We start from the raw sequence: 24,056 nt of genomic DNA on the forward strand, positions 1-24,056 counted from the left end.
GCCTGCGGGTCGCCCTTCGTCGTTTCGCGCCCGTCCTCACCGAAGTTCGACGCGGCGTTGATCGCGCCTTCGCTACGGTCCCCGATCTGCCGCGCGCCGCGCGGTCATCGGAGCGCGACCGTGAACGACGCCAACTGGCAAGCCTCGTTGCAGAACTCGCTGGGCGTGTACCTGCCCAGCGTCCTCGGCGGGATCGCGATCCTGCTGGTCGGCTGGATCATCGCGCTGGTCGCCGCCGCGGCGACGCGTCGCGGGCTCGCCGCGATGGGCACCAACCAGCGCGTCGGCGCGCATACGCAGAGCCGCGTCGACTTCGAACGCATCGCGGGCCGCGTGGTGTTCTGGGCGATCATGCTGCTCGCGCTGATCGGCATGTTCAGCGTGCTGCGCGTGCAGGGTGTGTCCGGCCCATTGAGCACGCTCGCGACCACCGTGATGCTGTACCTGCCGCGCTTGCTGGTCGCGGCCGCCTTGGCCGTGGTGGCGTGGCTCGTCGCCACCGTCGTGCGCACGCTGGTGAACCGCACGCTGTCGACCACGCGCGTCGACGAAAAGCTCGCGAGGACGGCCGACATGCGCCCGGTCTCGCAGTCGATGGGCAACGTCGCCTACTGGCTCGTGCTGCTGCTGTTCCTGCCCGCGATCGTCGGCGCGTTGCAGATCGAAGGCCTGATGACGCCGCTGACGGGCATGACGTCGACGCTGCTCGGCATGCTGCCCAACCTGTTCGCCGCGGTGATCATCGCCGGCGTCGGCTGGCTGATTGCGAAGGCCGTGCGCGGCCTCGTCAGCAACCTGCTCGCGACGACCGGCATCGATCGCTGGAGCCAGGAACATCCGGATACGCGCGACCTGAAGCTGTCGGATCTCGGCGGCACGCTCGCGTTCGTGATGGTGATCGTGCCGGCGCTGATCGCCGCGCTCGACGCGCTGCGCATCACCGCGATCTCCGCACCGCTGACGCGCATGCTCGGCATTTTCTTCGACGCGATTCCGAACCTTCTCGCGGCGGCGGCGATCCTGATCCTCGCGTGGTTCCTCGGCCGCTTCGTCGCGAGCCTGGTCGAGCGTTTGCTGTCGGATCTCGGCTTCGATCGCCTGCCCGCGCGACTCGGCCTCGGCCATGCGTTCCGCGATCCGGATGCGACGTCGACGACTGCCGACGCGCCGTCCGACGTGCTGATGGCGACGTCGACCATGGAGCGCGCCGCCGAAGCGGAAGGCGCGCTTTCGACGCCGTCCGACGCGATGGCGCGCACGCCCGAGCCCACGCCGACATCGTCCGCTGCAACCGCGGCGCGCGCGTCGAGCGGCACGCTGTCGGCGTTCGGCGGCAGGGTCGCGCTGTTCTTCATCATGCTGTTCGCGACGGTCGAAGCGGCCTCGCTGCTCGGCTTCGCCGGCATCAATGCGCTGCTGCAGCAGTTCATCGATTTCGGCGCGGACGTTCTGCTCGGCCTGGTCATCCTCGCCGTGGGCTGGTGGCTGGCCGACATCGCGGCCCGCGCGATCGAGCGGGCGAATCCGGAAGGCCGCGGCCTGGCGCGCATCGTCCGCTTCGCGATCCTCGGGCTAGTCATCGCCATGGGCCTGCGTGCGATGGGCGTGGCCGACGACATCGTGAACCTCGCCTTCGGGCTGGTGCTGGGCGCGGTCGCGGTGGCGTTCGCGCTGGCCTTCGGCCTCGGCGGCCGCGACGCCGCGGGGCGCATCACCCGCCGCTGGGCGGACGACTACCTCGAACGCCGCCCGACCGACCGCACGGAATAAGGGCGCCGGCGGAGGACGGCCGCGTCGCCGCCCTCCGCCGGCCGGGGCCCGGCTGCTGCAGCGCAGCACGAGGACCGCTAAAATCCGCACCCCCGCGCCCGCCGACCGGCGGGCGCATCGCTATCTGGAGCACATCGTCATGGGTCTGGACCTCGTTCCCACCGGCAAGAATCCGCCGGACGAGATCAACGTCATCATCGAGATCCCGAAGGACTCGGAACCGGTCAAGTACGAAGTCGACAAGGAAACCGGCGCGATCTTCGTCGACCGCATCCTGTCCACGCCGATGCGCTACCCGTGCAACTACGGCTACGTGCCGCACACCGTCTGCGGGGACGGCGACCCGGCCGACGTACTGGTCATCCTGCCGCTGACCCTAGTGCCGGGCTCGGTGATCCGCTGCCGCCCGGTCGCGGTGCTGAAGATGACCGACGAAGCGGGTTCGGACGAGAAGATCCTCGCCGTGCCGGTCACCAAGGTGTTCAACGGCTACCAGCACATCGAGGACATCGAGCAGGTGTCGCAGCACTGGCTCGACCGCATCGGCCACTTCTTCGAGCACTACAAGGATCTCGAGAAGGGCAAGTGGGTGAAGGTCGAAGGCTGGGGCAACGCCGCCGAAGCCAAGGCCATCATCGTCGACGCGATCAAGCGCTACGACGAGTCGGCGGACAAGCCGAATTACTGATTGGTTGCTGCGACGATCGAATGAAAAAGGCCGCCTTCGGGCGGCCTTTTTTTTGGTTTTCAGACCGCGTCGGGTCTCACCGCGACCTGCGCGATCGTCGAGATCATCGCGCCGTGCCACGGCAGCTCGTTGTCCAGCGCAAGCGTCTGGCTGATCGGCGTCACCGCTTCGACGTAGCGGTGCAACGCTTCGCGGAAGCGCTCACGGCCCGTGGGTTCGTCACCGAACTCGAACCACAGGCCCTGCCACTGACGCGCGAAACGCCCGGTCAATTCGTGCACAGTGCGCCACGCGGGATGGGGCACGGCGTGCGAGAACAGCAGGCCGAACAGCGAGTTCATCTCCCACGGGCTCATGACCGTGGGCAGGTTGCGCGTCTCGCACGCGAATTCGACGTTCGCATCGTCCGCTGCCGGCTCGATCAGCGTCGGCGACCAGTCCGGCCTGCGCTCGTCGTGGCGACGCCCACGGCCCACCGCATCCCAGAACGCACCGCCACCCACCGTGTCGACAACGAGATGGATGCGCTCTTCGACGGCGTCGTTGAGTACGCGATGCTGCCGCCACGTGTCGAAGATCCAGCATTCGCCCGCCGCCATGTTGATGGCCGCGCCGCCGCATTCGAAGCGCACGGTCGGCTGCGTCACGATCGGCACGTGCACGCGCACGCGCTCGGCCCAGTAATAGAACTGGTCGGCGTGGCGCGTGACCTCGGCATGCCCCGAAAGGCGCATCAGCCGGCTGCGACCCACTGTCGCACCCAGGCTCGCGAACACGCGGCGCAGATAGGGCGAACGTTCGAGCGCAGGCGTGGGCCGCATCACGCCGGTGAACGACTCGTCGTCAGGATCACCCTCGACGGCCACCAGCGGGAGCATCGAATTGCCGGCGAATCCTTGGGGATGCGGCTTCCAGGCGCCTTCGCCGAGCGCCGCGACCTCGCGCGCGAGCGCCTCGGCGTCGAAGCGCAGCGGCAGCTGGATGAATGGGGCGTGGAGTTTCATGCGGGCACGTGCATTACGACGCCGCCATCGTACCGCGACGCCTCAAGGCCCCGTATGCACCGCCGCCCCGGCGCGTGCGACCAGCCCCGCGCGCGGCGCGAGCTGCGCTGCGACGTCGGCCTGGTGACGCCGCCACTTCGAGGCATCCGGCTTGCTCATCGTGTAGCGCGACAGCGGCAGTTCGCCCTCCAGCGAGCGATCCCATTCGAAACCGGCCCAGGCACAGATGCGGCGCAGCTCCGCATCGGGATTGGCCAGCAGGGTCGCGTAGTCGACACCGAGTACGCGGTCCGACGGCAGGGCCGCAAGATCGTCGAGCATCGTCTGCACGGTGGTCGCCCACTGATGACCGACGACATCGGCCAGCGACCTCCCGACCAGCTCGCGCCATCCGGGCACGAGCAGTAGCGACCATGGCGGGCCGCTCCACCCCGGCAACGTCGGATAGGTGTTGAACCGCCCCGACGTCCAGCTTTCGATCATGCTGGCGATGACCTGGTGCGGATCGCGATGCAGGTAGATGAAGCGCGCTTCGGGGAACACCGCACGCAGGAACGGAATGCGCAACGCGTTCTTCGGCGTCTTCTCGAGCATGCGAACCGGCGACATGCCGTCGACGCGATGTCCGTCGCGATCGCGGAGCTGGTCCATGAAGCGCGTGCGCAGCGCGGCGGCGACCGCAGGGGTCGCGTCGCACGCGTCCAGCACATTGGACTGGTAATTTCGCGCCGCCGGCGCAAGCGACGGCAGTCCTTCGATCAGCGTGTGGCTCTCGTCGCCGATCGTGACGACGCCCTTCGCCTGTGCAAGGGTCTCGAACAACAGCGTCGAGCCCGCGCGCGGCGGGCTGACGATGAAGACGGGACGATCGAACTCGGGGTCGCGTCCGGCAAGTGACGTCGCGCATTTCGTCACCGCATCGTCGAGACGCGTGAGCGGTTCTAACACGTGACGTTCGAGCACCTCCGCGAAACCGAGGCCGTTGCGCATCGGAATGCGCCGGGCGTCCGCCTCGTCCAGCGCCGCACGCGTCTCGGCGATCCACGCGGCACGTCGACGCGCGTCATCGCCCGCGTCCGCGCTCGCCCATTCACCGCGCCACCCCCGCACGAACCGCGCGAGAGGCGCATGCACGCGCTGTGCGTCCTGCGGCGGCACATCGGCGATGAGGCCGCCGATCAACGATTCGATTTCCCACGGGTTCGGCGCGGACATCACGTCGCGTGCGCGACGGGAACCAGCCGCAGCTTCGGCAGCCCGCGGCTGCAGATCGCCATACACCTCGGCGACCAAAGCGAAACCGGGCGCATCCGACAGCTGCGCAAGTCGATGGCGCTGCCACGTATCGAGCACGCCACCGCGACTCGCATCGAGCGGCATGCGCGCGCCGTCGACCTCGAGCAGCCAGCCCGCGGTGAGCGGCAGAATAATTTGCAGCCGATCGCGCGCCACGCGACGCGCGTCGACCTGGAGGGGCGTGTGGGCCCCGGAAGCGAAGCGCAGCAGAGCCGCATCGGCCCACACGACGTCCAGCGACGCCATCCACGGTGCGACCGCCGACGCGGCCTCGATCAACGTGGCGCCATCGAACAACTCGAGACGCGCGCGCTGACCGGTGCCGTCGACGGCCCGCCAAGCGCCCTCGTCTGCCGTCCGCGCGATCGCAGCGAACGCCTCCGCCGGGCACGCGAACGGCAGCGACATCCACGGTCGCGGCAGCCTCACCGCGACGCTCCGTCCATGTGCAGGCGCGAGGCGATCCGCATCAGGCCTTGTGATACACCTCGGCGCCCGTCGCGCGGAATTCCGCCGACTTCTCCGCCATGCCCTTCTCGACCTCGGCAATCGACTCCGGGTGCTCCTTGGCGTAGTCGCGCACGTCCTGCGTGATCTTCATCGAGCAGAAGTGCGGGCCGCACATGGAGCAGAAGTGCGCGACCTTGTGCGCCTGCTTGGGCAGCGTTTCATCGTGGTACTCGCGCGCACGCTCCGGGTCGAGGCCGAGGTTGAACTGGTCCTCCCAGCGGAACTCGAAGCGCGCCTTGCTCATCGCGTTGTCGCGCGCCTGCGCACCGGGGTGGCCCTTCGCGAGATCGGCCGCGTGCGCGGCGATCTTGTAGGCCATGAGGCCTTCGCGCACGTCGTGCTTGTTCGGCAGGCCGAGGTGCTCCTTCGGCGTGACGTAGCAGAGCATCGCGGTGCCGAACCAGCCGATCATCGCCGCGCCGATCGCGGACGTGATGTGGTCGTAACCGGGCGCGATGTCGGTGGTCAGCGGGCCCAGCGTGTAGAACGGCGCTTCGCCGCACTCGCGCAGCTGCTTGTCCATGTTCTCCTTGATCAGCTGCATCGGCACGTGGCCGGGGCCTTCGATCATGGTCTGGACGTCGTGCTTCCACGCGATCTGCGTGAGCTCACCGAGCGTTTCGAGTTCACCGAACTGCGCGGCGTCGTTCGCGTCGGCGATCGAACCCGGGCGCAGACCGTCGCCGAGCGAGAAGGCGACGTCGTACGCCTTCATGATTTCGCAGATTTCCTCGAAGTGCGTGTAGAGGAAATTCTCCTTGTGATGCGCGAGGCACCACTTCGCCATGATCGAACCGCCGCGGCTGACGATGCCCGTGACGCGGTTCGCGGTGAGCGGCACGTAGCGCAGCAGCACGCCGGCGTGGATGGTGAAGTAGTCGACGCCCTGCTCCGCCTGCTCGATCAGCGTGTCGCGGAAGATCTCCCAGTTGAGTTCTTCGGCGCGGCCGTCGACCTTCTCCAGCGCCTGGTAGATCGGCACGGTGCCGATCGGCACCGGCGAGTTGCGGATGATCCACTCGCGCGTCTCGTGGATGTGCTTGCCCGTGGACAGATCCATCACCGTGTCTGCACCCCAGCGGATCGACCACACGAGCTTCTCGACTTCCTCCGCGATGCCCGACGACACCGCGCTGTTGCCGATGTTCGCGTTGACCTTGGTGAGAAAGTTGCGGCCGATGATCATCGGCTCGCTTTCCGGGTGGTTGATGTTGTTCGGAATGATGGCGCGACCGCGCGCTACTTCGTCGCGCACGAACTCGGGCGTGATCAGCTTCTGGATGTTCGCGCCGAAGGTCTCGCCTGCATGCTGGCGCAGCAGGTGCGCCTCGCGGATCGCTTCGATGCGCTGGTTCTCGCGGATCGCGATGAACTCCATCTCCGGCGTGACGATGCCCTTCTTGGCGTAGTGCATCTGCGAGACGTTCGCGCCGGCGACCGCGCGACGCGGCAGCGCGCGGTTGCCGAAGCGGATGTGCGCGAGCTTTGGATCGTGCTCGCGCGCGCGGCCGTATTCGGAGGACAGGCCCGGCAGCGCCTCGGTGTCGCCGCGCTCGGCGATCCACTGCGCGCGCAGCGCCGGTAGGCCGCGCGACAGATCGATCGTCGCGTTCTCGTCCGTGTACGGGCCGGAGCAGTCGTACGTGACGAACGGCGCGTTCTCCTCGCCGCCGAACAGCGTGGGCGTGCGGGCGAGTGCGATCTCGCGCATCGGCACGCGGAGGTCGGCACGCGAGCCTTCGACGTGAATCTTGCGCGAGCCCGGAATCGGACGGACGACGTCGGCCGAAAGCTTTTCGGCCTGCTGGAGGAGTTCGGTGGCGACTGCGTTCATCGGATCGTCCGCTGCATGGAAGGTCGAACGTCGGGTGGACGTTCACTGCGAGCGGGCGGCGCGCGGACGCAACGCGCCCCGCGAAGCTTCCCTACGGCGGTCTCAACCGCATCAGGTTCGAAGGGTCTGTCTCAACCGGCCTCGGCCGGTACCCCCGCTTCGAGGCGCATTTCACCATGCGCGGCCCCGCGGAGCCACCGGCCGTACTGCGAACGCGTCGACGAAAGGCTTTGACAGGCGCCGCGCCGCGGGCGTTTACTCGGGCCATGACCTTCCAGGCCGCCCCTGCCGTCGTCTCGACCCTCGCACCGCGAGTGGCGGACGTCTGCACGCGCAACGGCCTCGGTACCAGCACCCGCACCACCACGACGACGTCGTGGCGGATGCGGACGCGCGTGATTCCGGACTGATCGTCCGCCACCCGCCCCGCATCCGATCGGATGCGGGGAACGCATCCGACGGCACGGGGCTCCTGACAGGGAGTGCTCCACCATGTCCGCCGTCCTGACCGACCGCCGAATCGCCCCGTTTCCGCCGCACATGGGCGCGCGCGGTGCCTGCGCGCGCACCGCGACGACCACGATCGCGCTCGGCCTGATCGGTCCCGGCAAGGTCGGCCGCGCGCTGCTCGCGCAATGGGCCGACGTCGCGCCGCGTCTTCGCGCGCAGGGCGTCGACGTCGTGCTTCGCGGTGTGATGGACCGCCGCCGCATGTGGCTGGGCGCTGCGCGCGGGTCGCTCGACGCGGTGATGAGCGACTTCGACGCCGCGCCGTCGCCCGACGTCCACCGCTTCGGACCGCACCTCGTCGACGAAGGGCGCCTGCAGGCGGTGGTCATCGACTGCTCGGGCAGCGACGAGGTGGTCGATCACTACGCGCGGTGGCTGTCCCAGGGTCTGCACGTCGTGACCCCCAGCAAACGCGCGGGCAGCGGCCCGATCGAGCGCTGGCATGCCATCCGCAATGCGACGCGCAACGGCGCGCGCTTCCGCCACGAGGCCAGCGTGGGTGCGGGGCTACCGGTCATCCAGACGCTGCGCAGCCAGCTCGACACCGGCGACGACCTGCTCGGCGTCGACGGCGTGCTCTCCGGCACGCTCGCGTGGCTGTTCCATCGCTTCGATGGCAGCCGGCCGTTTTCGCACCTCGTTCGCGAGGCGCATGACCTCGGCTACACCGAGCCGGATCCGCGCGACGACCTGTCCGGCCTCGATGTCGCCCGCAAGCTGGTAATCCTCGCGCGCGAGGCCGGGCATTCGATCGCGCTGGACGACGTCGAGGTGGAAAGCCTGGTGCCGGCGCACCTGCGCGAGGTTCCGCCTGACGCGTTCCTCGCGCAGATCGACGCGCTCGATGCCCCCATGCAGGCACGCTTCGACGCGGCCCGCGAGCGCGGCCGCGCGCTGCGCTACGTCGCCAGCTTCGACGGCCGCGACGCACGCGTCGGCTTGGCGATGCCGGGCCCGGATGATGCGACCTCGCATGGACGCCTCACCGACAACCTGATTCGGTTCCGCACCCGCCGCTACGCGGATAATCCACTGGTGGTGCAAGGGCCCGGCGCGGGCCCCGAGGTGACGGCGGCCGGCGTGTTCGGCGACGTCCTCGCGATCGCCCAGTACCTTGGAGCCCGCCTGTGAGTCCACCCGATGCGAACCGTCGCGACATGACCGATTCCGATACGCGCCCCAGCCAGGCTGTCGACCGCCGCAGCGCGCGTGCGTTCGCGCCCGCGAGCATCGGCAACATCGGCGTCGGTTTCGACCTGCTCGGACACACGATCGAAGGCCCGGGTGACGCGGCGACCGTGCGCGCCATCGACGAGCCGATCGTGCGCATCGATGCGATCGACGGCGACGTGCCGGGGCTGTCGCGCATTCCGCTCGTCGCCGAGGGAAACACTGCGGGGCGTGCGCTGATCGAGCTGCGCGCGCATCTCGGCCTCGCGCATGGCTTCGCCGTCACGTTGCACAAGGGTATTGCGCTGGGCTCGGGTCTCGGCGGCTCGGCGGCGTCGTGCGTTGCGGCGCTCGTTGCGGCGAATGCATTACTCGACGCGCCGCTGTCGCGTGAAGCGCTGTATCCGTTCGCATTGCTCGGCGAATCCGTCGCCAGCGGCAGCCTGCACGGCGACAACGTCGCGCCGATGCTGCTGGGCGGCGTCGTGCTCGCCACGGAGACGCGCGCCATCCGTCTCGACGCGCCCGACCTGTACTGCGCCGCGGTGCATCCCGCGTTCGTGCTGGAAACGCGCGACGCGCGCGCGGTGCTCGCACCACCGTATCCGCTCGGCGAACTCGTGCACCAGACGTCACATCTCGCGCTCTTCCTGACCGGCCTCGCGCGCGGCGACCGCGCGCTGATCGCCGATGGCCTGCACGACGTGCTCGTCGAACCGCGCCGTGCCGCCCTGATACCCGGCTTCGCCGACGTCAAGCGCGCAGCGCTCGAATCCGGCGCGCTGGGTGCGAGCATTTCCGGCGCCGGGCCCACGGTGTTCGGCTGGTTCGACACGCGTGCGCAAGCCGACGTCGGCGGCGAAGCGATGGTTGCGGCGTTCCGTCGCGCCGGACTCGACAGTCGCGCCTACGTATCGCCGGTCAACGGACCGCGCGCCGAGGTCATCGCGTGAAGTTCGTCAGCACGCGCGGCAGCGCGCCTGCAGTCGACATCGATACCGCACTCGCGTCGGGCCTTGCACCGGATGGCGGGCTCTATGTTCCGGAGATCATTCCGGCAGCCCCCGCCATCGATCCGGCGTGCGGCCTCGCGGCCACCGCAGCGACGTTGCTCGCGCCCTACTTCGAAGCGTCGCGCATCGCCGCGGCGCTTCCGTCCATCTGCGACGACGCCTTCGACTTACCCGCGCCGCTGCATCGACTGCGCGACGACACGTTCGTCCTCGAGCTGTTCCACGGCCCGACTGCCGCGTTCAAGGATTTCGGTGCGCGCTTCCTTGCACGGGCGTTGGGCGCGCTCCGTCGACCCGGCGATGCCGAGACCACCATTCTCGTCGCGACCTCCGGGGACACGGGCGCGGCCGTTGCTGCGGCATTCCATCGACGGCCGGGATTCCGTGTCGTCGTGCTGTATCCCGACGGCCGCGTCTCGCCGCGCCAGGCACACGGGCTCGGGTGCTGGGGCGATAACGTGCGCGCGCTGCGCGTCGCCGGCACCTTCGACGACTGCCAGCGCCTGGTGAAGCAGGCGCTGACCGACACCGGACTCCGCGAGCAGGTCGCTCTCGGCTCCGCGAACAGCATCAGCCTCGGCCGCCTGTTACCGCAGGCCGCGTACTACGCGCAGTCGTCGCTCGAGTTCGAGCGCGAGCGTGGTGAGCCGCTGAACTTCGTCATTCCGACCGGCAACCTCGGCAACGCGACCGCCTGCTGGCTCGCACGTCGCATGGGCCTACCGATCGGCGACATCGTGCTCGCCTGCAACGCGAACGACGTGCTGCCGCGCTACTTCGGCGGCGCCGATTACACGCCCGCCGAGACGCGCGCCACGCTCGCGAATGCGATGGATGTCGGCGCGCCGAGCAATTTCGAGCGCTTGCGTCATTGGTATCCGGATGACGCTTCGCTGCGCGCCTCGATGCGAGCGGTCAGCGTGGACGATGCGGCGATTCTCGCGTCGATCGAGCGCAGCGATCGCGATCTCGCCTACGTCCCCTGCCCGCACACCGCGACGGCGCTCGACGTACTGCAGCGCCTGCGCGACGCAGGCGACACACGCAATTGGGCCGTCGTCGCCACCGCACACGCAGCCAAGTTCGAGACGATCGTCGAGCCGCGCATCGGTCGCACCGTCGAGCCGCCACCCGCGCTCGCCGACTGCCTGGCGCGCCCTGCGCATTCTGAGCCGCTGCCCGTGGACTACGACGCGCTGCGTCGCGTGTTGCTCGCCTGACCGCCCGCGCCGCTACCATGCGGCGTCAGGTTCGCGATGGGGAGATCGCCGATGGGAAAGGGAGTGCTGGACTGGACGCGATGGCGCGGACGCCTGCGGCGGCGTGATTTCGTCCTGCGGCTGCTCGCGGCCACGCTCGTGTTCGTCGTGCTGTTCGTGTTCGTCGACCGCACCGTCGGCTACGACGGCACGCTGGTGCTGTACCCGCCCTACTTCATCGTGCTCGCGTCGTTGCTCGTGCGGCGGCTGCACGACCAGGCGCGATCGGCGTGGTGGCTGCTGGTCCCAGTCGTCCCGATCCTCGGCCCGCTCATCCTCGCCTGGCGTCTGCTGCTGACGCGCGGTACGCACGGCGCCAACGAGTACGGCGACGATCCGCGTCTGCGCGGCTACGACTACCTGCAGGTGGCGATCCATGAACCGGCCTGACGGTCCCGCGTTCGACGCGGGCGTGATCGTCAACGACGTCACGCGCCTCAACCCGGTGCGCGTCTGGGCGGTAGCGACCCCGACGTCCACGGACGATGTCGTCGACGCCGTGCGCCGCAGCGAGGGCGCGATCTCCGTCGGCGGTGGCCACTTCAGCATGGGCGGCCAGACCGCGAGCCCCGGCAGCCTGCACCTCGACATGCGCCGCATGAACAAGGTGCTGAATTTCGATCCGATCGAACGCACGATCCGCGTGCAGGCCGGCATCCGCTGGTGCGACATCCAGCGCTTCGTCGATCCGCATGATCTATCCGTGCGGATCATGCAGACGTACGCGAACTTCACGGTCGGCGGCTCGCTGAGCGTCAACGTGCACGGCCGCTACATCGGATTGGGGCCTCTGATCCTGTCGGTGCGCTCCATCCGGCTGGTGCTCGCCGACGGGTCCATCGTCGACGCGGGCCCGGACGAGAACGCCGAAATCTTCTACGGCGCGATCGGCGGTTACGGCGGGCTCGGCGTCATCGTCGAGGCGGAACTGTCGCTCGACGAGAACGTGCGCGTCGAGCGGACGCATGCCTGCATGCCGACGTCGAACTACGCACGCTGGTTCCGCGAGCACGTACGCGACGATCGGGACACCGTTTTCCACAACGCGGACCTGTACCCGCCGCTGTACCAGCGCGCCCGGGCAGTGACGTGGCGACGTACGCAGCGCGCCGCGACGGTTCCAGATCGCCTGCAGCCGCTTCGTAAGCATTTCCCGCTGCACCGCTACTTCTTCTGGGCGTTCACCGAGACGCCCGGCGGCAAGTTCCGCCGCGAGCGCATCGTCGATCCACTGCTCTATCTGTCGAAGCCCGTGCACTGGCGCAACTACGAGGCCGGCTACGACGTCGCCGAACTCGAGCCCGCTTCGCGTCGCAAGTCCACGTACGTGCTGCAGGAATACTTCGTGCCGGTCGAGCGATTCGACGAGTTCGTCCCGCGCATGGCCGAGATCCTGTCGCGCCATCGCGTCAACGCGGTGAACGTGTCGGTGCGCCACGCGTTTACTGACGCCGGCTCGCTGCTCGCGTGGGCGCGCGGCGAGACGTTCGCCTTCGTGCTGTACCACAAGCAGCGCACGCGCGAGAACGCCAAGGCGCGCGTCGCGGTGTGGACGCGCGAACTGATCGACGCCGTGATCGCCTGCGGCGGCACCTATTACCTGCCCTACCAACCGCACGCCACGCGCGACCAGTTCCACCGCGCCTATCCGCGCGCGAAGGAACTGTTCGCACTCAAGCGCCGGCTGGACCCCGACTTCCGCTGGCGCAACGTCCTCTGGGACACCTACTACGCGCCCGAGCTTGCCGAGACCCCGATGACGACTACCACCGCGCCCGCGGGCGACTTCCACGCCGTGTACGGCACCACGACCGGTAGTGACGCGTTCTACCGCTTCCTGCAGAACATCTACCGCCTGTACCCCGAGGATCGCTTCCACACGCTCATCCGCGACGCGGTGCGCGAGCATGGCGACGACGAAGCGATTTACCGCACGCTGCAGGCGAGGCTCCCGACCATCAAGCCCTTCCTGTCGGAGCTCACGTATGCCGTGCCGTCGCTCTCCAAGCAGAAGAAGGAGATGTCGCGGCAGATGCTGACGCTGCTCGGCGATCGCCGGCACTTCGATGGCCACATGGAGATCGGCAGCACCGGCCGCTACGCGAGCGACCTGCGCAAGCACGTCGATCTGCGAGGCGACCTCGTGTTCCTGCACGACGCCGCGCCCACCTACTCACCAGTGGACATCGTCGAGCGCGGCGGGTTGCGCAAGCTCGGCCGTTTCGTTCCGCTGGACGATTACGCGCCGATTCCGCAGGCGGCCGTCCGCGACGAAAGCCTCGATCTCGTCACCTGCCTGATCGGCCTGCACCACGTGCCGCTCGACCGTCTCGATGCGTTCATCGCCTCGCTGCGCCGCGTGCTGCGCAAGGACGGCGTGCTGATCCTGCGCGATCACGATGTCGCCGACGCACCGATGAATGCGCTCGTGAGCCTCGCGCATGCGGTCTTCAACGCGGGCCTCGGTGTCCCGTGGGCGACCAACGCGAAGGAGTTGCGCCACTTCCGCACGGTCGCCGAGTGGATCGAGATCCTGCGTCGACATGGCTTCGAGCCCATGGGCGAGGGCCTGCTGCAGGATCACGATCCGACGCTCAATACCCTGCTGGCCTTCCGTCGCACATGAGGCGCGGAATCGCCGCCGTCGTGGTTGCGATGCTGCTGGGCGTACTGCCGGCGGCTTCCGCGGTGCCGGCCACAGCTGCGGACCCGCTCGCGATCCCGGCGTCCGAACAGCGCACGGGCGACCAGACGTTCCTCACGTTCCCGGAATGGTTCCTCGTCTTCAGCCCGGACGAATATGCCGACATGCTGGAGGCACGTCAGTCGCCGAGCCGCTTCCCGTTCTTCGCGCACGTCGCGCAGTTCTGGCAGGCGTACGGCCGCGTGATCGATTCGGTGCGCGGGCGCTGGCCGTTCAACGGCGAGTACCACACGATGATCGTCGTGATCGGTACCAGCACGACCGTGGAATACGGCCTCAAGGGCGCGTACGAAACGTTGATCGGCCGCCTCAGCGAATTCGGCGCACCGCCGATGTCGACGCCCGAGGATCGTCTGGCGACGAAGCAGGCGCGTGACTACGTCGAGTTCATCCGCGTGCGGCCGTGGTACGAGTTCGATTTCGTCACGCCGCTCAAAACGCTGTGGCGCGACACACCGGCGACGGGCCCACACGTCGTGCGCAAGTGGGAGCGTCGCTATCTGCTCACCAGCGAATGGCTGATCAAGGCCGGCTATGCGTGGGTGATCGAGAAAGCGACGCACACCGCGTTCGACGTCGCAAAGCCCACCACTGCGACGGTGATCGACACGCTGCCGGACGGCCTCGAACGCGCGCTGCCGGAGATGCACGTGGACGTGCGCAGCGGGACCACGGCGCGCGTCGACCTGCCCCGCTACCAGGCCTTTACGCCCTATGCGACGGCCATCGCCCGCAAAGGCGGCACGTTCCGCGACATCGCCGGCAACCGCGGCGATCTGCTGGTGAGCGTGGTCATGCCTCAGACCACCGACCTTCCGACCGGCACGCGCCTGCTGTTCCGCCAACCCATCCTCACGCGCCCGGGCTACGAGCGCCGCGCGCTGGTGACGTCGGTCTCGGGACTCGCGCCGCTGCTCGCTTCACGCGACGCGGCCGGCGACGAAGTCGAGCACGTGTTCGACTACTGACATGTCACCGCTGCGCATCATCCGTCGGATGATCTTCGTGGCGCTGGCAACTGCCGTGCTCTACATCTGCGCGAGCGTCGCCTGGGTCGAGTCCAACGAGCGTCTCTCGCCGCGTGACGCGGCACCAGCGAACGGACGGTTCGTCGACGTCGACGGCGTATCCGTCTTCGTGCAGGTCAGCGGACCCGCGACGGGCGAACCGGTGCTGCTGGTGCACGGCACCGGCGCATGGAGCGGCACCTGGTTCACGCTCGTGCCGGCGCTGACACAGGCGGGCTACCGCGTGATCGCGGTCGACCTGCCGCCGTTCGGCTATTCATCGAAATCGACACGTGCAGATTACTCGCGCCCGGCGCAGGCGCTGCGCCTTCTTCGCGTGCTGGATGCGCTGCACGTCGCGAAGGCGCGCGTCGTCGGCCATTCGTTCGGCGGCGGGCCCGCTCTGGAACTCGCGCTGCTCGCGCCCGAGCGCGTCGAGCGTTTGGTGCTCGTCGATGCCGCGCTCGCGCTGGATGCGCCGCAGAACGATCGGGACACGCTCGCGTGTCGGGTCCTCGCGCACCGCGGGCGCGAGCCGCTGCTGGCATCGACGGCCACCAACCCGCTGTGGAGCCGCCACCTCCTCGAAAGCTTCGTCGCACGCAAGGAGGCGGTGACGGACGCGCGCCTCGCCGCGTATCGCGAGCCCATGCAGCTGCGCAATGCCACCGACGCGCTCGGCGCGTGGGCGCACGCCTTCGCCTGCGACCCGCGCTCCGGTCGGAGTACGGAACCGGCGAACGTCGCGAAGCTCGCCGTCCCACTGACGCTGATCTGGGGCGACGCCGACACCGTCACGCCGATCGCACAGGCCGAACGCCTGCGGGCGCTGGTGCCGGGGACGCAACTCCGCGTGCTGCACGGCGTCGGCCACATTCCGCATCTCGAGGACCCGACCTCGTTCGAGCCGGTTCTGCTGCAAGCGCTGGCGACACCGTCACCGCGGCATCGCTGACGCGGCCGACCACAGGCGGTCGCGCGATGGCTTGTCTCCGTATGATCCGCCCATGACGCCCACCTGCCTCGTCTGCGAATCGCCGACCGACCATTTCGCGCGGCATGCGGTGCTGGGTCGACACGACGGCGAGTACCGGCGCTGCACGCGATGCGGCTACGTCTTCGTCGTTGCGCCGCACTGGCTCGACGAGGCCTACGGCACGGCGATTGCCGCGCTGGATACCGGCATCGTGGTGCGCAATCTCTGGCTCGCCGACGTAACGAGCGCGCTGCTCGGACTCGAGTTTCGCGAAGTGGAGCGCAGTGTCGACTACGGCGCGGGCACGGGCCTGTTCGTGCGGCTCATGCGCGACCGCGGCCACGACATGTACTGGCACGACGCGTACAGCCCGAATCTCCTGGCCATCGGTTTCGAAGCGGACGTCACGCAGCGTTACGACCTCGCGACCGCGTTCGAGCTCGTCGAGCACCTGCCGAATCCGCGCGACGGCTTCGAGATGCTCGGACGCCTCGCGCCGCGGATCCTGCTGTCCACCGAGCTGCTGCCCGACCCGGCGCCGGCGATCGCCGACTGGCCGTATTACGCGCCCGAAGCCGGACAGCACATCGGGTTCTTCACGCGCGCCGCTTTGCAGGTCATGGCCGAGCGTCTCGGCCGTCGCCTGTCGAGCAACGGTCGCAACCTCCACGTCATCGCGGACGAGCCCGTCAACGAACGACTGCTGCGTCTGCTGCGTCGACCGAAGCGCGCACGATGGCTCGCGCGGTTCGGGCGCCGTGCGTCGCGCACTTACACGGACGCCGACCTGATGGCCGATCGACTGCGCGCCGCACAGTCGATCGACGCCTAGGGCTCACTGCGCGGGCTCGCGCTCCAGATCGTCCCCAACCGGCACGGCGCGCGGCAGTTCCGCGGGCACCTTCACCCGGAACCACGCCGCGTACAGCGCCGGCAGGAACAGCAGCGTCAGGAGCGTCGCGACCAGCAGGCCGCCCATGATGGCGACGGCCATCGGGCCGAAGAATGCGCTGCGCGATAGCGGGATCATCGCGAGGATGGCCGCGAGCGCGGTGAGCACGATCGGGCGGAAGCGGCGCACGGTGGCTTCGACGATCGCGTCCCACGCCTCGCGCCCGTCGTGGCGGTCCTGTTCGATCTGATCGACGAGGATGACCGAGTTGCGCATGATCATGCCGGCCAGCGCGATCGTGCCGAGCATCGCGACGAAGCCGAACGGCACGCGGAACACGAGCAGGAACAGCGTGACGCCGATCAGCCCCAGCGGCGCGGTCAGGAACACCATCACGCTGCGCGAGAACGAGCGCAGCTGCAGCATCAGCAGCGTGAACACGACGAACACGAACAGCGGCATGCCGGCCTTGATCGAGTTCTGGCCGCGCGCGGAATCTTCCACGGTGCCGCCGACGTCGATCGAATAGCCGACCGGCAATTGCGCGCGCAGCGATTCGACGGCCGGCATGAGCTGTTCGACGACGGTGGGCGGCGTCAGCGCATCGCGGATGTCCGCGCGCACCGTCATCGTCGGCAGGCGGTCGCGGTGCCAGATGATGCCGTCCTCGAAGCCGTAGTCGAGCGTTGCGACCTGCGTGAGCGGCACGCTGCGGCCGTTCGTCGTCGGCACCATGAGCGAGCGCAGCGCGTCGAGATCGCCACGGTCACGCGCGGAGCCGCGCACGTCGATCCCGATCAGCTCGGTGCCTTCGCGATACGTGCCGACGTTGGTGCCGGACAGCGCGCCGGATAGCGCCTGCGCGAGCTGCGCGGAGCTGATACCGAGTGCGCGTGCACGCTCCTGGTCGAGCTTGAGGCGCACGACCTTGCTCGGCTCGTCCCAGTCGAGGTTGACGTTGGTGACGTGCGGATTCGCGAGCACCTTCTGCTGCACGAGCGCGGCGATGCGACGCACCTCGTCGATGTGCTCGCCCGACACGCGCAACTGCACCGGATAGCCGACCGGCGGGCCATTCTCCAGTCGTGTCACACGCAACTGCAGTTCGGGGAAACGCGGGAACACGTCGTCGATCAGCCAGCTGCGCACGGCTTCGCGTGACTCGATGTCCTTCGGCGTCAGCACGAACTGCGCGAAGTTGGCCGACGGCAGTTGCTGGTCGAGCGGCAGGTAGAAGCGCGGCGAGCCCGTGCCGACATAGTCCACGTAGCTCGCGAGGTCCTTGCGCGTCGACAGGATCTTTTCGAGCTTTTCCACCTGTGCCGCGGTCTGGCGCAACGAGCTGCCTTCGGCGAGCTCCACGTCGACCATCAGTTCCGGCCGCACCGAATCGGGGAAGAACTGCTGCGGAACGAAGCGGAACAGCAGGATGGACGCGACGAACGCCGCCGCCGTGATCGCCAGCACCGTCTTGCGGCGACGGACGCACCACAGCACCCAGCCGCGGAAGCGTGTATAGAACTTCGTCGAATACGGATCGCGCGCGTGCGCGTCGTGCGGCTTGGGCGCGACGACGTCGGCGAGCACGGGGACACGGGTCGCGAGACGGTGGCGGAAGGCCTCCCAGCGCGCGGCGATCGAGCCGGGCTTCGGCGGACCGGCATGGCCGTAGTCCGGCAGCAGTCGATCGCCGAGGTACGGAATGAACATGACGGCCGCGACCCACGACACCAGCAGCGCGATCGTCACCACCTGGAACAGCGAGCGCGTGTATTCGCCGGTGCTCGACTGCGCCGTCGCGATCGGCAGGAAACCGGCGGCGGTAATCAGTGTGCCGGTGAGCATCGGGAACGCGGTCGATTCCCATGCGAATGCGGCGGCTTTCAGGCGCGAATAGCCCTGCTCCATTTTGATCGCCATCATCTCGACGGCGATGATCGCGTCGTCGACGAGCAGGCCGAGCGCCAGCACGAGCGCGCCGAGCGAGATCTTGTGCAGGCCGACGTCGAAGTCGCTCATCACCGCGAACGTCATCGCGAGCACGAGCGGAATCGACAGCGCGACGACGAGGCCGGTGCGCAGGCCCAGCGAGAAGAAGCTCACCAGCAGCACGATCGCGACGGCTTCCGCAAGCACGCGAATGAACTCGCCGACCGATTCCTCGACGGCCGCCGGCTGGTCGGAGACCTTGCGCAGTTCCATGCCGACCGGCAGCGTGCGCTGCAGCGACTCGCGTTGCGCTTCCAGCGTCTTGCCCAGCGCGAGGATGTCGCCGCCGTCCTTCATCGACACGCCGAGACCGATCGCGTCCTCGCCCATGAAGCGCATGCGCGGCGCCGGGGGATCGGCGAAGCCGCGCTGCACGGTGGCGATGTCGCCGAGGCGGAAGGTGCGGTCACCGACGCGGATGGGGAACGCGCGGATGTCGTCGACGCGATCGAAGCGGCCGTCCACGCGCAACGCAATGCGCGACGAGCCGGTTTCGAAGAAGCCCGCGGGCGCGACGGCGTTCTGCGCGTTGAGCGCGTCGAACACGGCCTGCGCCGGCACGCCGAGCGTCGCGAGCTTGGTGTTGTCGAGCTCGATCCAGACTTTCTCGTCCTGCACGCCGAACAGCTCGATCTTGCCGACGTCGGGTTGCTTCTGCAGTTGCAGCTGCACGCGCTCGGCGTAGTGCTTGAGCACCGCGTAGTCGAAGCCCTTGCCGGTCAACGCATAGATGTTGCCGAACGTGTCGCCGAACTCGTCATTGAAGAACGGGCCCGGCACGTCGCGCGGCAACATCGGCTTGATGTCGCCAACCTTCTTGCGCACCTGGTACCAGAGCGGCGCGATCTGATCGGAATGCAGCGAATCCTTGGCCATGAAGATGACCTGCGATTCGCCGGGCCGCGAGTACGAGCGGATGAACTCGTACTGCCCGGTCTCCATCAGCTTCTTTTCGATGCGGTCGGTGACCTGCGTCGACACCTCGTCCGCCGTCGCGCCCGGCCACAGCGTGCGGACGACCATCACCTTGAAGGTGAAGCGCGGATCCTCGCTGCGCCCGAGCTTCATGTAAGCGAGCGCACCGGCGATCGCCAGCACCACCATCGCGTAGACGACCAGACTGCGATGCCGCAGCGCCCATTCGGAGAGGTTGAAGCGCATGGCGTGGCCTCAGCGGATCGGGTGGTTGTTGCGGTCGACCGGCGCAACTGCCTGGCCGTCGCGCAGCAGATGACCGCCGGCCGCGACGATCCAGTCGGACGGCGCGACACCGCGGACGATCGGCACGCGGTCGCTGCCGAACGCGCCGGCCTGCACGGGGCGCAGGCGGACGGTGGAGGTGCGCGCGTCGACGACGAACACGGCGTCGCCACCGGACGCTCCGCGCTGGAGCGCGGCGAGCGGCACGCTCATCGTCGAATCGCCTTCGCCCTGCAGGTAGACGCGCGCGCTGGCGCCGAGTTCGGCGGCGGTCGCGTCGTCGAGCGTCGCGCGCACCGCGAACGTGCGCGACGCGGCGTCCGCGGCGGGTGCGATCTCACGAATGCGACCGGCGATGCGCGTGCCCGGGGCGGACCACAGTTCGACCTGCACGGGATCGCCGGGTCGCACACGGCGCACCAGACCTTCCGGCACCGCGAACGAGACTTCGCGTCGACCGTCCGCCGCGAGCGTGAACACCGGCTGCCCCGCACCGACCACCTGCCCGGCTTCTGCCTGGCGCGTCGCGATGGCGCCGTCGCGCGGCGCACGCAGCTGGGTGTAGGCCGCGTGGTTGCGGGCGACCTGCAGGCTTTCGCGGGCCGCGTTGACTTCGCCCTGCGCGGCCGCGGCGGCGGCGTTCTGCGCGTCGATGGACGAGCGGCTCACCAGCTGGTCGCGACCGAGCTTCGCGTAACGGGCCTGGTCCGAACGCGCGCGCTCGAGCTGCGCCTGCGCCGCGGTGAGCTGCGCCTGGGCGGCACGCGCCTGCGCCTGCAGGTCGCCCGCATCGAGCACCGCAAGCAGGTCGCCGCGACGCACGCGGTCGCCGACGTCGACCCGGCGCTCGACCAGGTTGCCACCGACGCGGAAGGACAGCGTCGTCTCCTCGGCGGCACGGATCTCGCCGGCGAACGACGCTGCGGCGCCGTCGGCGCTCTCGGGATGCACGACCAGCACCGGACGCGGATGTTCGACCGCCGCGGGCGCCTGCCCGCAGCCCGACAGGAGGACGGCCGACATCGCGGTGGCGAGCGCGGCGGCAAGGGGGGCGGAACGCATGGCGGCCTCAGGGTCAATTAATGAACCGGTCGGTACTGTAAAATTACCGAACGCCTCGGTCCAGTATTTCGAGTAGGATTCCGACCAATGGCCCCGATCCGCCCCTATCGCTCCGACGACACCGCCGCCCGCGCGGCCGGTCCCGGTCGTCCCAAGGATCTGGCCAAGCGCGAAGCCATCCTCGATGCATCGAAGACGCTGTTCGTGCAGTTGGGCTTCGACGCGGTGTCGATGGACCAGATCGCGTCGGCGGCCGGCGTCAGCAAGCTCACCGTGTACAGCCACTTCGGTGACAAGGAGACGCTGTTCGCCGCGGCAGTCGAATCGCATTGCGCGAACGGAATGCCGGCATCGCTGTTCGAAGACCGCCCTTCGACGCCCGTGCGCGAACGCCTGATGGAGATCGCGACGGCGTTCTACGCGATGATCTCGTCGCCCGAGGCCATCGCCGGACACCGCATCCTGTGCAGCCCGCAGCTCGCGAATTCGCACCTGCCGCAGTTGTTCTGGGAGTCCGGCCCACGGCGTGTGCAGGACGGCTTCGCCGCGTTGCTCGACGGTCGCGTCGCCGCGGGCGAACTGGACATCGCCGACACCGCACTCGCGTCGTCGCAATTCTTCACGCTGCTCAAGGGCGAGCCGCACGCACGCATGGTGTTCGGCTGCGGTTGCGGCGGCGACGTCAACCTCGAACCCGCCACGCACGTTGCTGCATGCGTCGACATGTTCCTGCGCGCGTATGGCCGGCGATGAGGGACCAAGGCGTGACCACCGTCCCGGTGACTTCCGGCACTCGGGCCTTCACATGCCCGCACGCGATCCTGAACACCCCGGGCGCCTGCGCCCATCCCGGTAGAATTGCGGTCCTTTTCCCCACCGATCCACGCCGATGACGCCCGACTACGCCCACGCCCGCGAACTCATGGTGGAACAGCAAGTCCGCCCCTGGGACGTGTTGGAACCGCGCGTGATCGACGTGCTGGCCACCGTGCCGCGCGAACTGTTCGTGCCGACGCCGTATCTCGGCAGCGCGTACGCCGACATCGCGCTTCCGCTCGCGCACGGCGACTACATGCTGAAGCCGGTCGTCGCCGGCCGCGCGCTCGAAGCGCTGCGCCCGCAGGACACCGACGACGTGCTGGAGATCGGCACCGGCAGCGGTTACGTCACCGCCTGCCTCGCCGCGCTCGCGCGCGAAGTCACGACCATCGACCAGCATGCCGACTTCATCGACGCCGCGCGTGCGCGACTCGAGAAGGTCGGTGCCGCGAACGTTCGACTCGAAGTCGGCGACGCGCTGACGTGGTCGACCGATCGCCATTTCGACGCGATCTGCGTCAATGCGGCGGTCGACACGATTCCGTCGCAGTTCCTCTCGATGCTGAAGCCGGGCGGCCGCATGTTCATCGTCCGCGGTCGCTCGCCGGCGATGGAAGCGGTGCTCGTGCGCAACGAAAAGTCCGCGCCGCGCATCGAATCGTTGTTCGAAACCGATATCCCGTACCTCGTCGGCGCCGCCCCGGTGCCGGTGTTCCAGTTCTGAGTCCGATGCCCGCGGGGGGACCGCGCGGGCAGAGGAAGCCGGTTTTGCCATGACGACGCCGCGCCGAACGCGCGGTTTTCCAGGAAGCCTTCCGACATGATCCGCCGCCCGCTCGTCCTTGCCCTCGTGATCGCCCTGGCTCCCGCGGCCGCCTCCGCGGAAGACCTGATGCAGGTCTACTCGCTCGCCCGCGAAAACGACCCGCAGCTCGCGGCCTCGCAATCGAGCCGTCTCGCCACCCGCGAGGGTGAAGTGCAGGCGCGCGCGGCGATGCTGCCGCAGATTGGGGGTTCGGCGTCGTTGACGCGCTCGCGCAGCGAAGGTCCGTCGACGTCGACGCAGTTCGACCCCGCAACGGGCGCACCCGTTCGCTTCACCGGCGACAGCGAGAGCAATACGACCTCGCGCACGCTCGGCGTCGACGTGCAACAGATGCTTTTCGACCGCTCGCGCTTCACCGTGCTCAAGAGCCAGCAGGCGCTGAGTCGCGCCAGCGACTTCAACGTGCAGGCGGCGGATGACACGCTGATCACGCGGACGTCGGCGGCCTACTTCAACACGCTGGTCGCGATCGAGACGCTGACCGCAGCGGAAGCCTCCGAGGCCGCACTGAAGAAGCAGTTCGACGCCGCGTCCAAGCGCCTCGAAGTGGGCCTGGCGCCGATCACGGACGTGCACGAAGCCCGCGCGCAGTACGACAGCGCGCGTGCGAACACGATCGTCGCGCGCAACGCGGTGCTCGACGCCTATCAGGCGCTGGCCGAGATCACCGGCAAGCCCGTCGGCGCGCTCAAGGCGCTGCCGGAGGATTTCCAGCCGACGCTCGCCGAGTCGGGTACCGCCGCGAGCTGGGTCGCCCGTGCGCTCGAGAACAACCCGTCGTTGCACGCCGCCGAAGAGCAGCTGGCATCGGCCAATGAGAACGTCGAGACCGCACGTTCCGGTCACTGGCCGACGCTGTACCTCAACGGCTCGTACGGCGATCGCAAGACGACGGGCGACAGCACGTTCAGCGCCGGCAGCCTGTCGTCGACCAACCCGATCGACAGCCAGAGCCGCGGCCCGTCGGTGGGTGTCACGCTCAACGTGCCGATCTTTTCCGGCGGTGCCGTGTCGTCCCGCGTGCGCCAGGCGCTCGCGAACCGCGACGTCGTCGCTGATCAGGTCGAGCAGCAGCGTCGTGCGCTGATTCGCAACACCAACGCCGCGTATCAGGCGCTGGCCGCGGGCATCACCGAAGTCGAATCGCGTCGCGCGGCGCTGACCTCGGCTCGCGCCGCGTTCGAGGCATCGCAGGTCGGCCTTGAGGTCGGCACGCGCACGGTGCTCGACGTGTTGAACAATCAGCAGAACGTGCTGGTTGCCGCCCGCCTCTACTCGCAGGCTCGCTACAGCTTCCTGCAGGCTCGCCTGCTGCTCGATCAGTCGGCGGGCACGCTCGATGTGGCCGACGTGCAGGACGTGAACCGTCTGCTGACCGTCACGGCGCCGACGCCGGTGCCGGTCACGCCGTAATCGCGGTGCTGTCGTAATCAAAAGGCCGTCGGAAACGACGGCCTTTTTGTTTGTCGAGGACGCCGCCCGGAGTCGGCAACTTTATGCCTCGCTCAAAGCGAGCCGCGAACCGGG

General features: G+C 68.7%; 18 protein-coding genes and 1 riboswitch. Of the genes, 13 read left to right on the forward strand and 5 right to left on the reverse strand.

What is annotated here, in order from left to right:
- The first annotated feature begins 120 nt into the window (after window positions 1-120).
- Window positions 121-1,770 (forward strand): mechanosensitive ion channel, encoded by a 1,650-nt coding sequence (locus EVS83_RS12495; RefSeq protein ID WP_166636896.1) that lies wholly within the window; start codon window positions 121-123, stop codon window positions 1,768-1,770.
- 139 nt (window positions 1,771-1,909) lie between these two features.
- Window positions 1,910-2,458, forward strand: coding sequence for an inorganic diphosphatase (ppa, locus tag EVS83_RS12500; RefSeq protein WP_133501374.1), 549 nt, complete (start codon window positions 1,910-1,912; stop codon window positions 2,456-2,458).
- A 59-nt stretch (window positions 2,459-2,517) separates the two neighbouring features.
- Here ppa and EVS83_RS12505 read toward each other — a convergent pair whose 3' ends face one another.
- From EVS83_RS12505 to thiC, 3 genes are read right to left on the reverse strand one after another with little or no spacing between them, the layout of a single operon-like run.
- Window positions 2,518-3,462: an aspartyl/asparaginyl beta-hydroxylase domain-containing protein gene (locus tag EVS83_RS12505; RefSeq protein WP_133501375.1), complete on the reverse strand. Its 945-nt coding sequence runs from the start codon at window positions 3,460-3,462 to the stop codon at window positions 2,518-2,520.
- Between the two features lie 42 nt (window positions 3,463-3,504).
- Window positions 3,505-5,187 carry a sulfotransferase family protein gene (locus tag EVS83_RS12510; RefSeq protein WP_133501376.1) on the reverse strand — a complete coding sequence of 561 codons (1,683 nt, stop codon included), beginning with the start codon at window positions 5,185-5,187 and terminating at the stop codon, window positions 3,505-3,507.
- Window positions 5,188-5,227: 40 nt separating this feature from the next.
- Entirely contained in the window at window positions 5,228-7,102 is a 1,875-nt protein-coding gene (thiC, locus tag EVS83_RS12515) for a phosphomethylpyrimidine synthase ThiC (protein ID WP_133501377.1), read from the reverse strand.
- Between the two features lie 70 nt (window positions 7,103-7,172).
- A riboswitch (TPP riboswitch) is annotated at window positions 7,173-7,268 on the reverse strand.
- Between the two features lie 326 nt (window positions 7,269-7,594).
- On the opposite strand from thiC, the gene EVS83_RS12520 reads away from it, so the two are divergent.
- Genes EVS83_RS12520 through EVS83_RS12555 form a run of 8 tightly spaced genes read left to right on the forward strand, consistent with a single transcriptional unit; the run spans window position 7,595 to window position 16,573 of the window.
- Entirely contained in the window at window positions 7,595-8,743 is a 1,149-nt protein-coding gene (locus tag EVS83_RS12520; RefSeq protein WP_246022935.1) for a homoserine dehydrogenase family protein, read from the forward strand.
- A gap of 26 nt (window positions 8,744-8,769) precedes the next feature.
- A complete protein-coding gene (locus tag EVS83_RS12525) occupies window positions 8,770-9,735 on the forward strand; it encodes a homoserine kinase (protein ID WP_133501396.1) in 966 nt (321 codons plus the stop codon).
- On the forward strand, window positions 9,732-11,015 hold the full coding sequence (thrC, locus tag EVS83_RS12530; protein ID WP_133501378.1) for a threonine synthase: 1,284 nt from the start codon (window positions 9,732-9,734) through the stop codon (window positions 11,013-11,015). The genes EVS83_RS12525 and thrC overlap by 4 nt, the downstream gene beginning before the upstream one ends.
- A gap of 51 nt (window positions 11,016-11,066) precedes the next feature.
- On the forward strand, window positions 11,067-11,444 hold the full coding sequence (locus tag EVS83_RS12535) for a DUF805 domain-containing protein (protein ID WP_166636897.1): 378 nt from the start codon (window positions 11,067-11,069) through the stop codon (window positions 11,442-11,444).
- Window positions 11,431-13,680: an FAD-binding protein gene (locus tag EVS83_RS12540; RefSeq protein WP_133501380.1), complete on the forward strand. Its 2,250-nt coding sequence runs from the start codon at window positions 11,431-11,433 to the stop codon at window positions 13,678-13,680. The genes EVS83_RS12535 and EVS83_RS12540 overlap by 14 nt, the downstream gene beginning before the upstream one ends.
- The gene (locus EVS83_RS12545; RefSeq protein WP_133501381.1) at window positions 13,677-14,726 is read left to right on the forward strand and encodes a hypothetical protein; all 1,050 of its coding nucleotides are present in this window, start codon (window positions 13,677-13,679) and stop codon (window positions 14,724-14,726) included. The genes EVS83_RS12540 and EVS83_RS12545 overlap by 4 nt, the downstream gene beginning before the upstream one ends.
- 1 nt (window position 14,727) lies before the next feature.
- Window positions 14,728-15,720 (forward strand): alpha/beta fold hydrolase, encoded by a 993-nt coding sequence (locus EVS83_RS12550; RefSeq protein ID WP_133501382.1) that lies wholly within the window; start codon window positions 14,728-14,730, stop codon window positions 15,718-15,720.
- 52 nt (window positions 15,721-15,772) lie between these two features.
- Window positions 15,773-16,573: a class I SAM-dependent methyltransferase gene (locus EVS83_RS12555; protein WP_133501383.1), complete on the forward strand. Its 801-nt coding sequence runs from the start codon at window positions 15,773-15,775 to the stop codon at window positions 16,571-16,573.
- A gap of 3 nt (window positions 16,574-16,576) precedes the next feature.
- Here the strand turns inward: EVS83_RS12555 and EVS83_RS12560 are convergent, their stop codons facing one another.
- Window positions 16,577-19,783 (reverse strand): efflux RND transporter permease subunit, encoded by a 3,207-nt coding sequence (locus EVS83_RS12560; RefSeq protein WP_133501384.1) that lies wholly within the window; start codon window positions 19,781-19,783, stop codon window positions 16,577-16,579.
- Between the two features lie 9 nt (window positions 19,784-19,792).
- Window positions 19,793-20,884, reverse strand: coding sequence for an efflux RND transporter periplasmic adaptor subunit (locus EVS83_RS12565; protein ID WP_133501385.1), 1,092 nt, complete (start codon window positions 20,882-20,884; stop codon window positions 19,793-19,795).
- Window positions 20,885-20,971: 87 nt separating this feature from the next.
- Here EVS83_RS12565 and EVS83_RS12570 point away from each other — a divergent pair, with 87 nt between their 5' ends.
- The 3 genes from EVS83_RS12570 to EVS83_RS12580 all read left to right on the forward strand — a co-directional run bounded on the left by EVS83_RS12570 (window position 20,972) and on the right by EVS83_RS12580 (window position 23,942).
- Complete coding sequence (locus tag EVS83_RS12570) at window positions 20,972-21,637, forward strand: TetR/AcrR family transcriptional regulator (protein ID WP_133501386.1); 666 nt, start codon at window positions 20,972-20,974, stop codon at window positions 21,635-21,637.
- A 136-nt stretch (window positions 21,638-21,773) separates the two neighbouring features.
- Window positions 21,774-22,427, forward strand: coding sequence for a protein-L-isoaspartate O-methyltransferase family protein (locus EVS83_RS12575; protein ID WP_133501387.1), 654 nt, complete (start codon window positions 21,774-21,776; stop codon window positions 22,425-22,427).
- Window positions 22,428-22,523: 96 nt separating this feature from the next.
- Window positions 22,524-23,942, forward strand: coding sequence for a TolC family outer membrane protein (locus EVS83_RS12580; protein ID WP_133501388.1), 1,419 nt, complete (start codon window positions 22,524-22,526; stop codon window positions 23,940-23,942).
- Window positions 23,943-24,056: the final 114 nt, after the last annotated feature.

It is taken from the genome of Cognatilysobacter terrigena, assembly GCF_004361065.1.
GTDB lineage: Bacteria > Pseudomonadota > Gammaproteobacteria > Xanthomonadales > Xanthomonadaceae > Cognatilysobacter > Cognatilysobacter terrigena.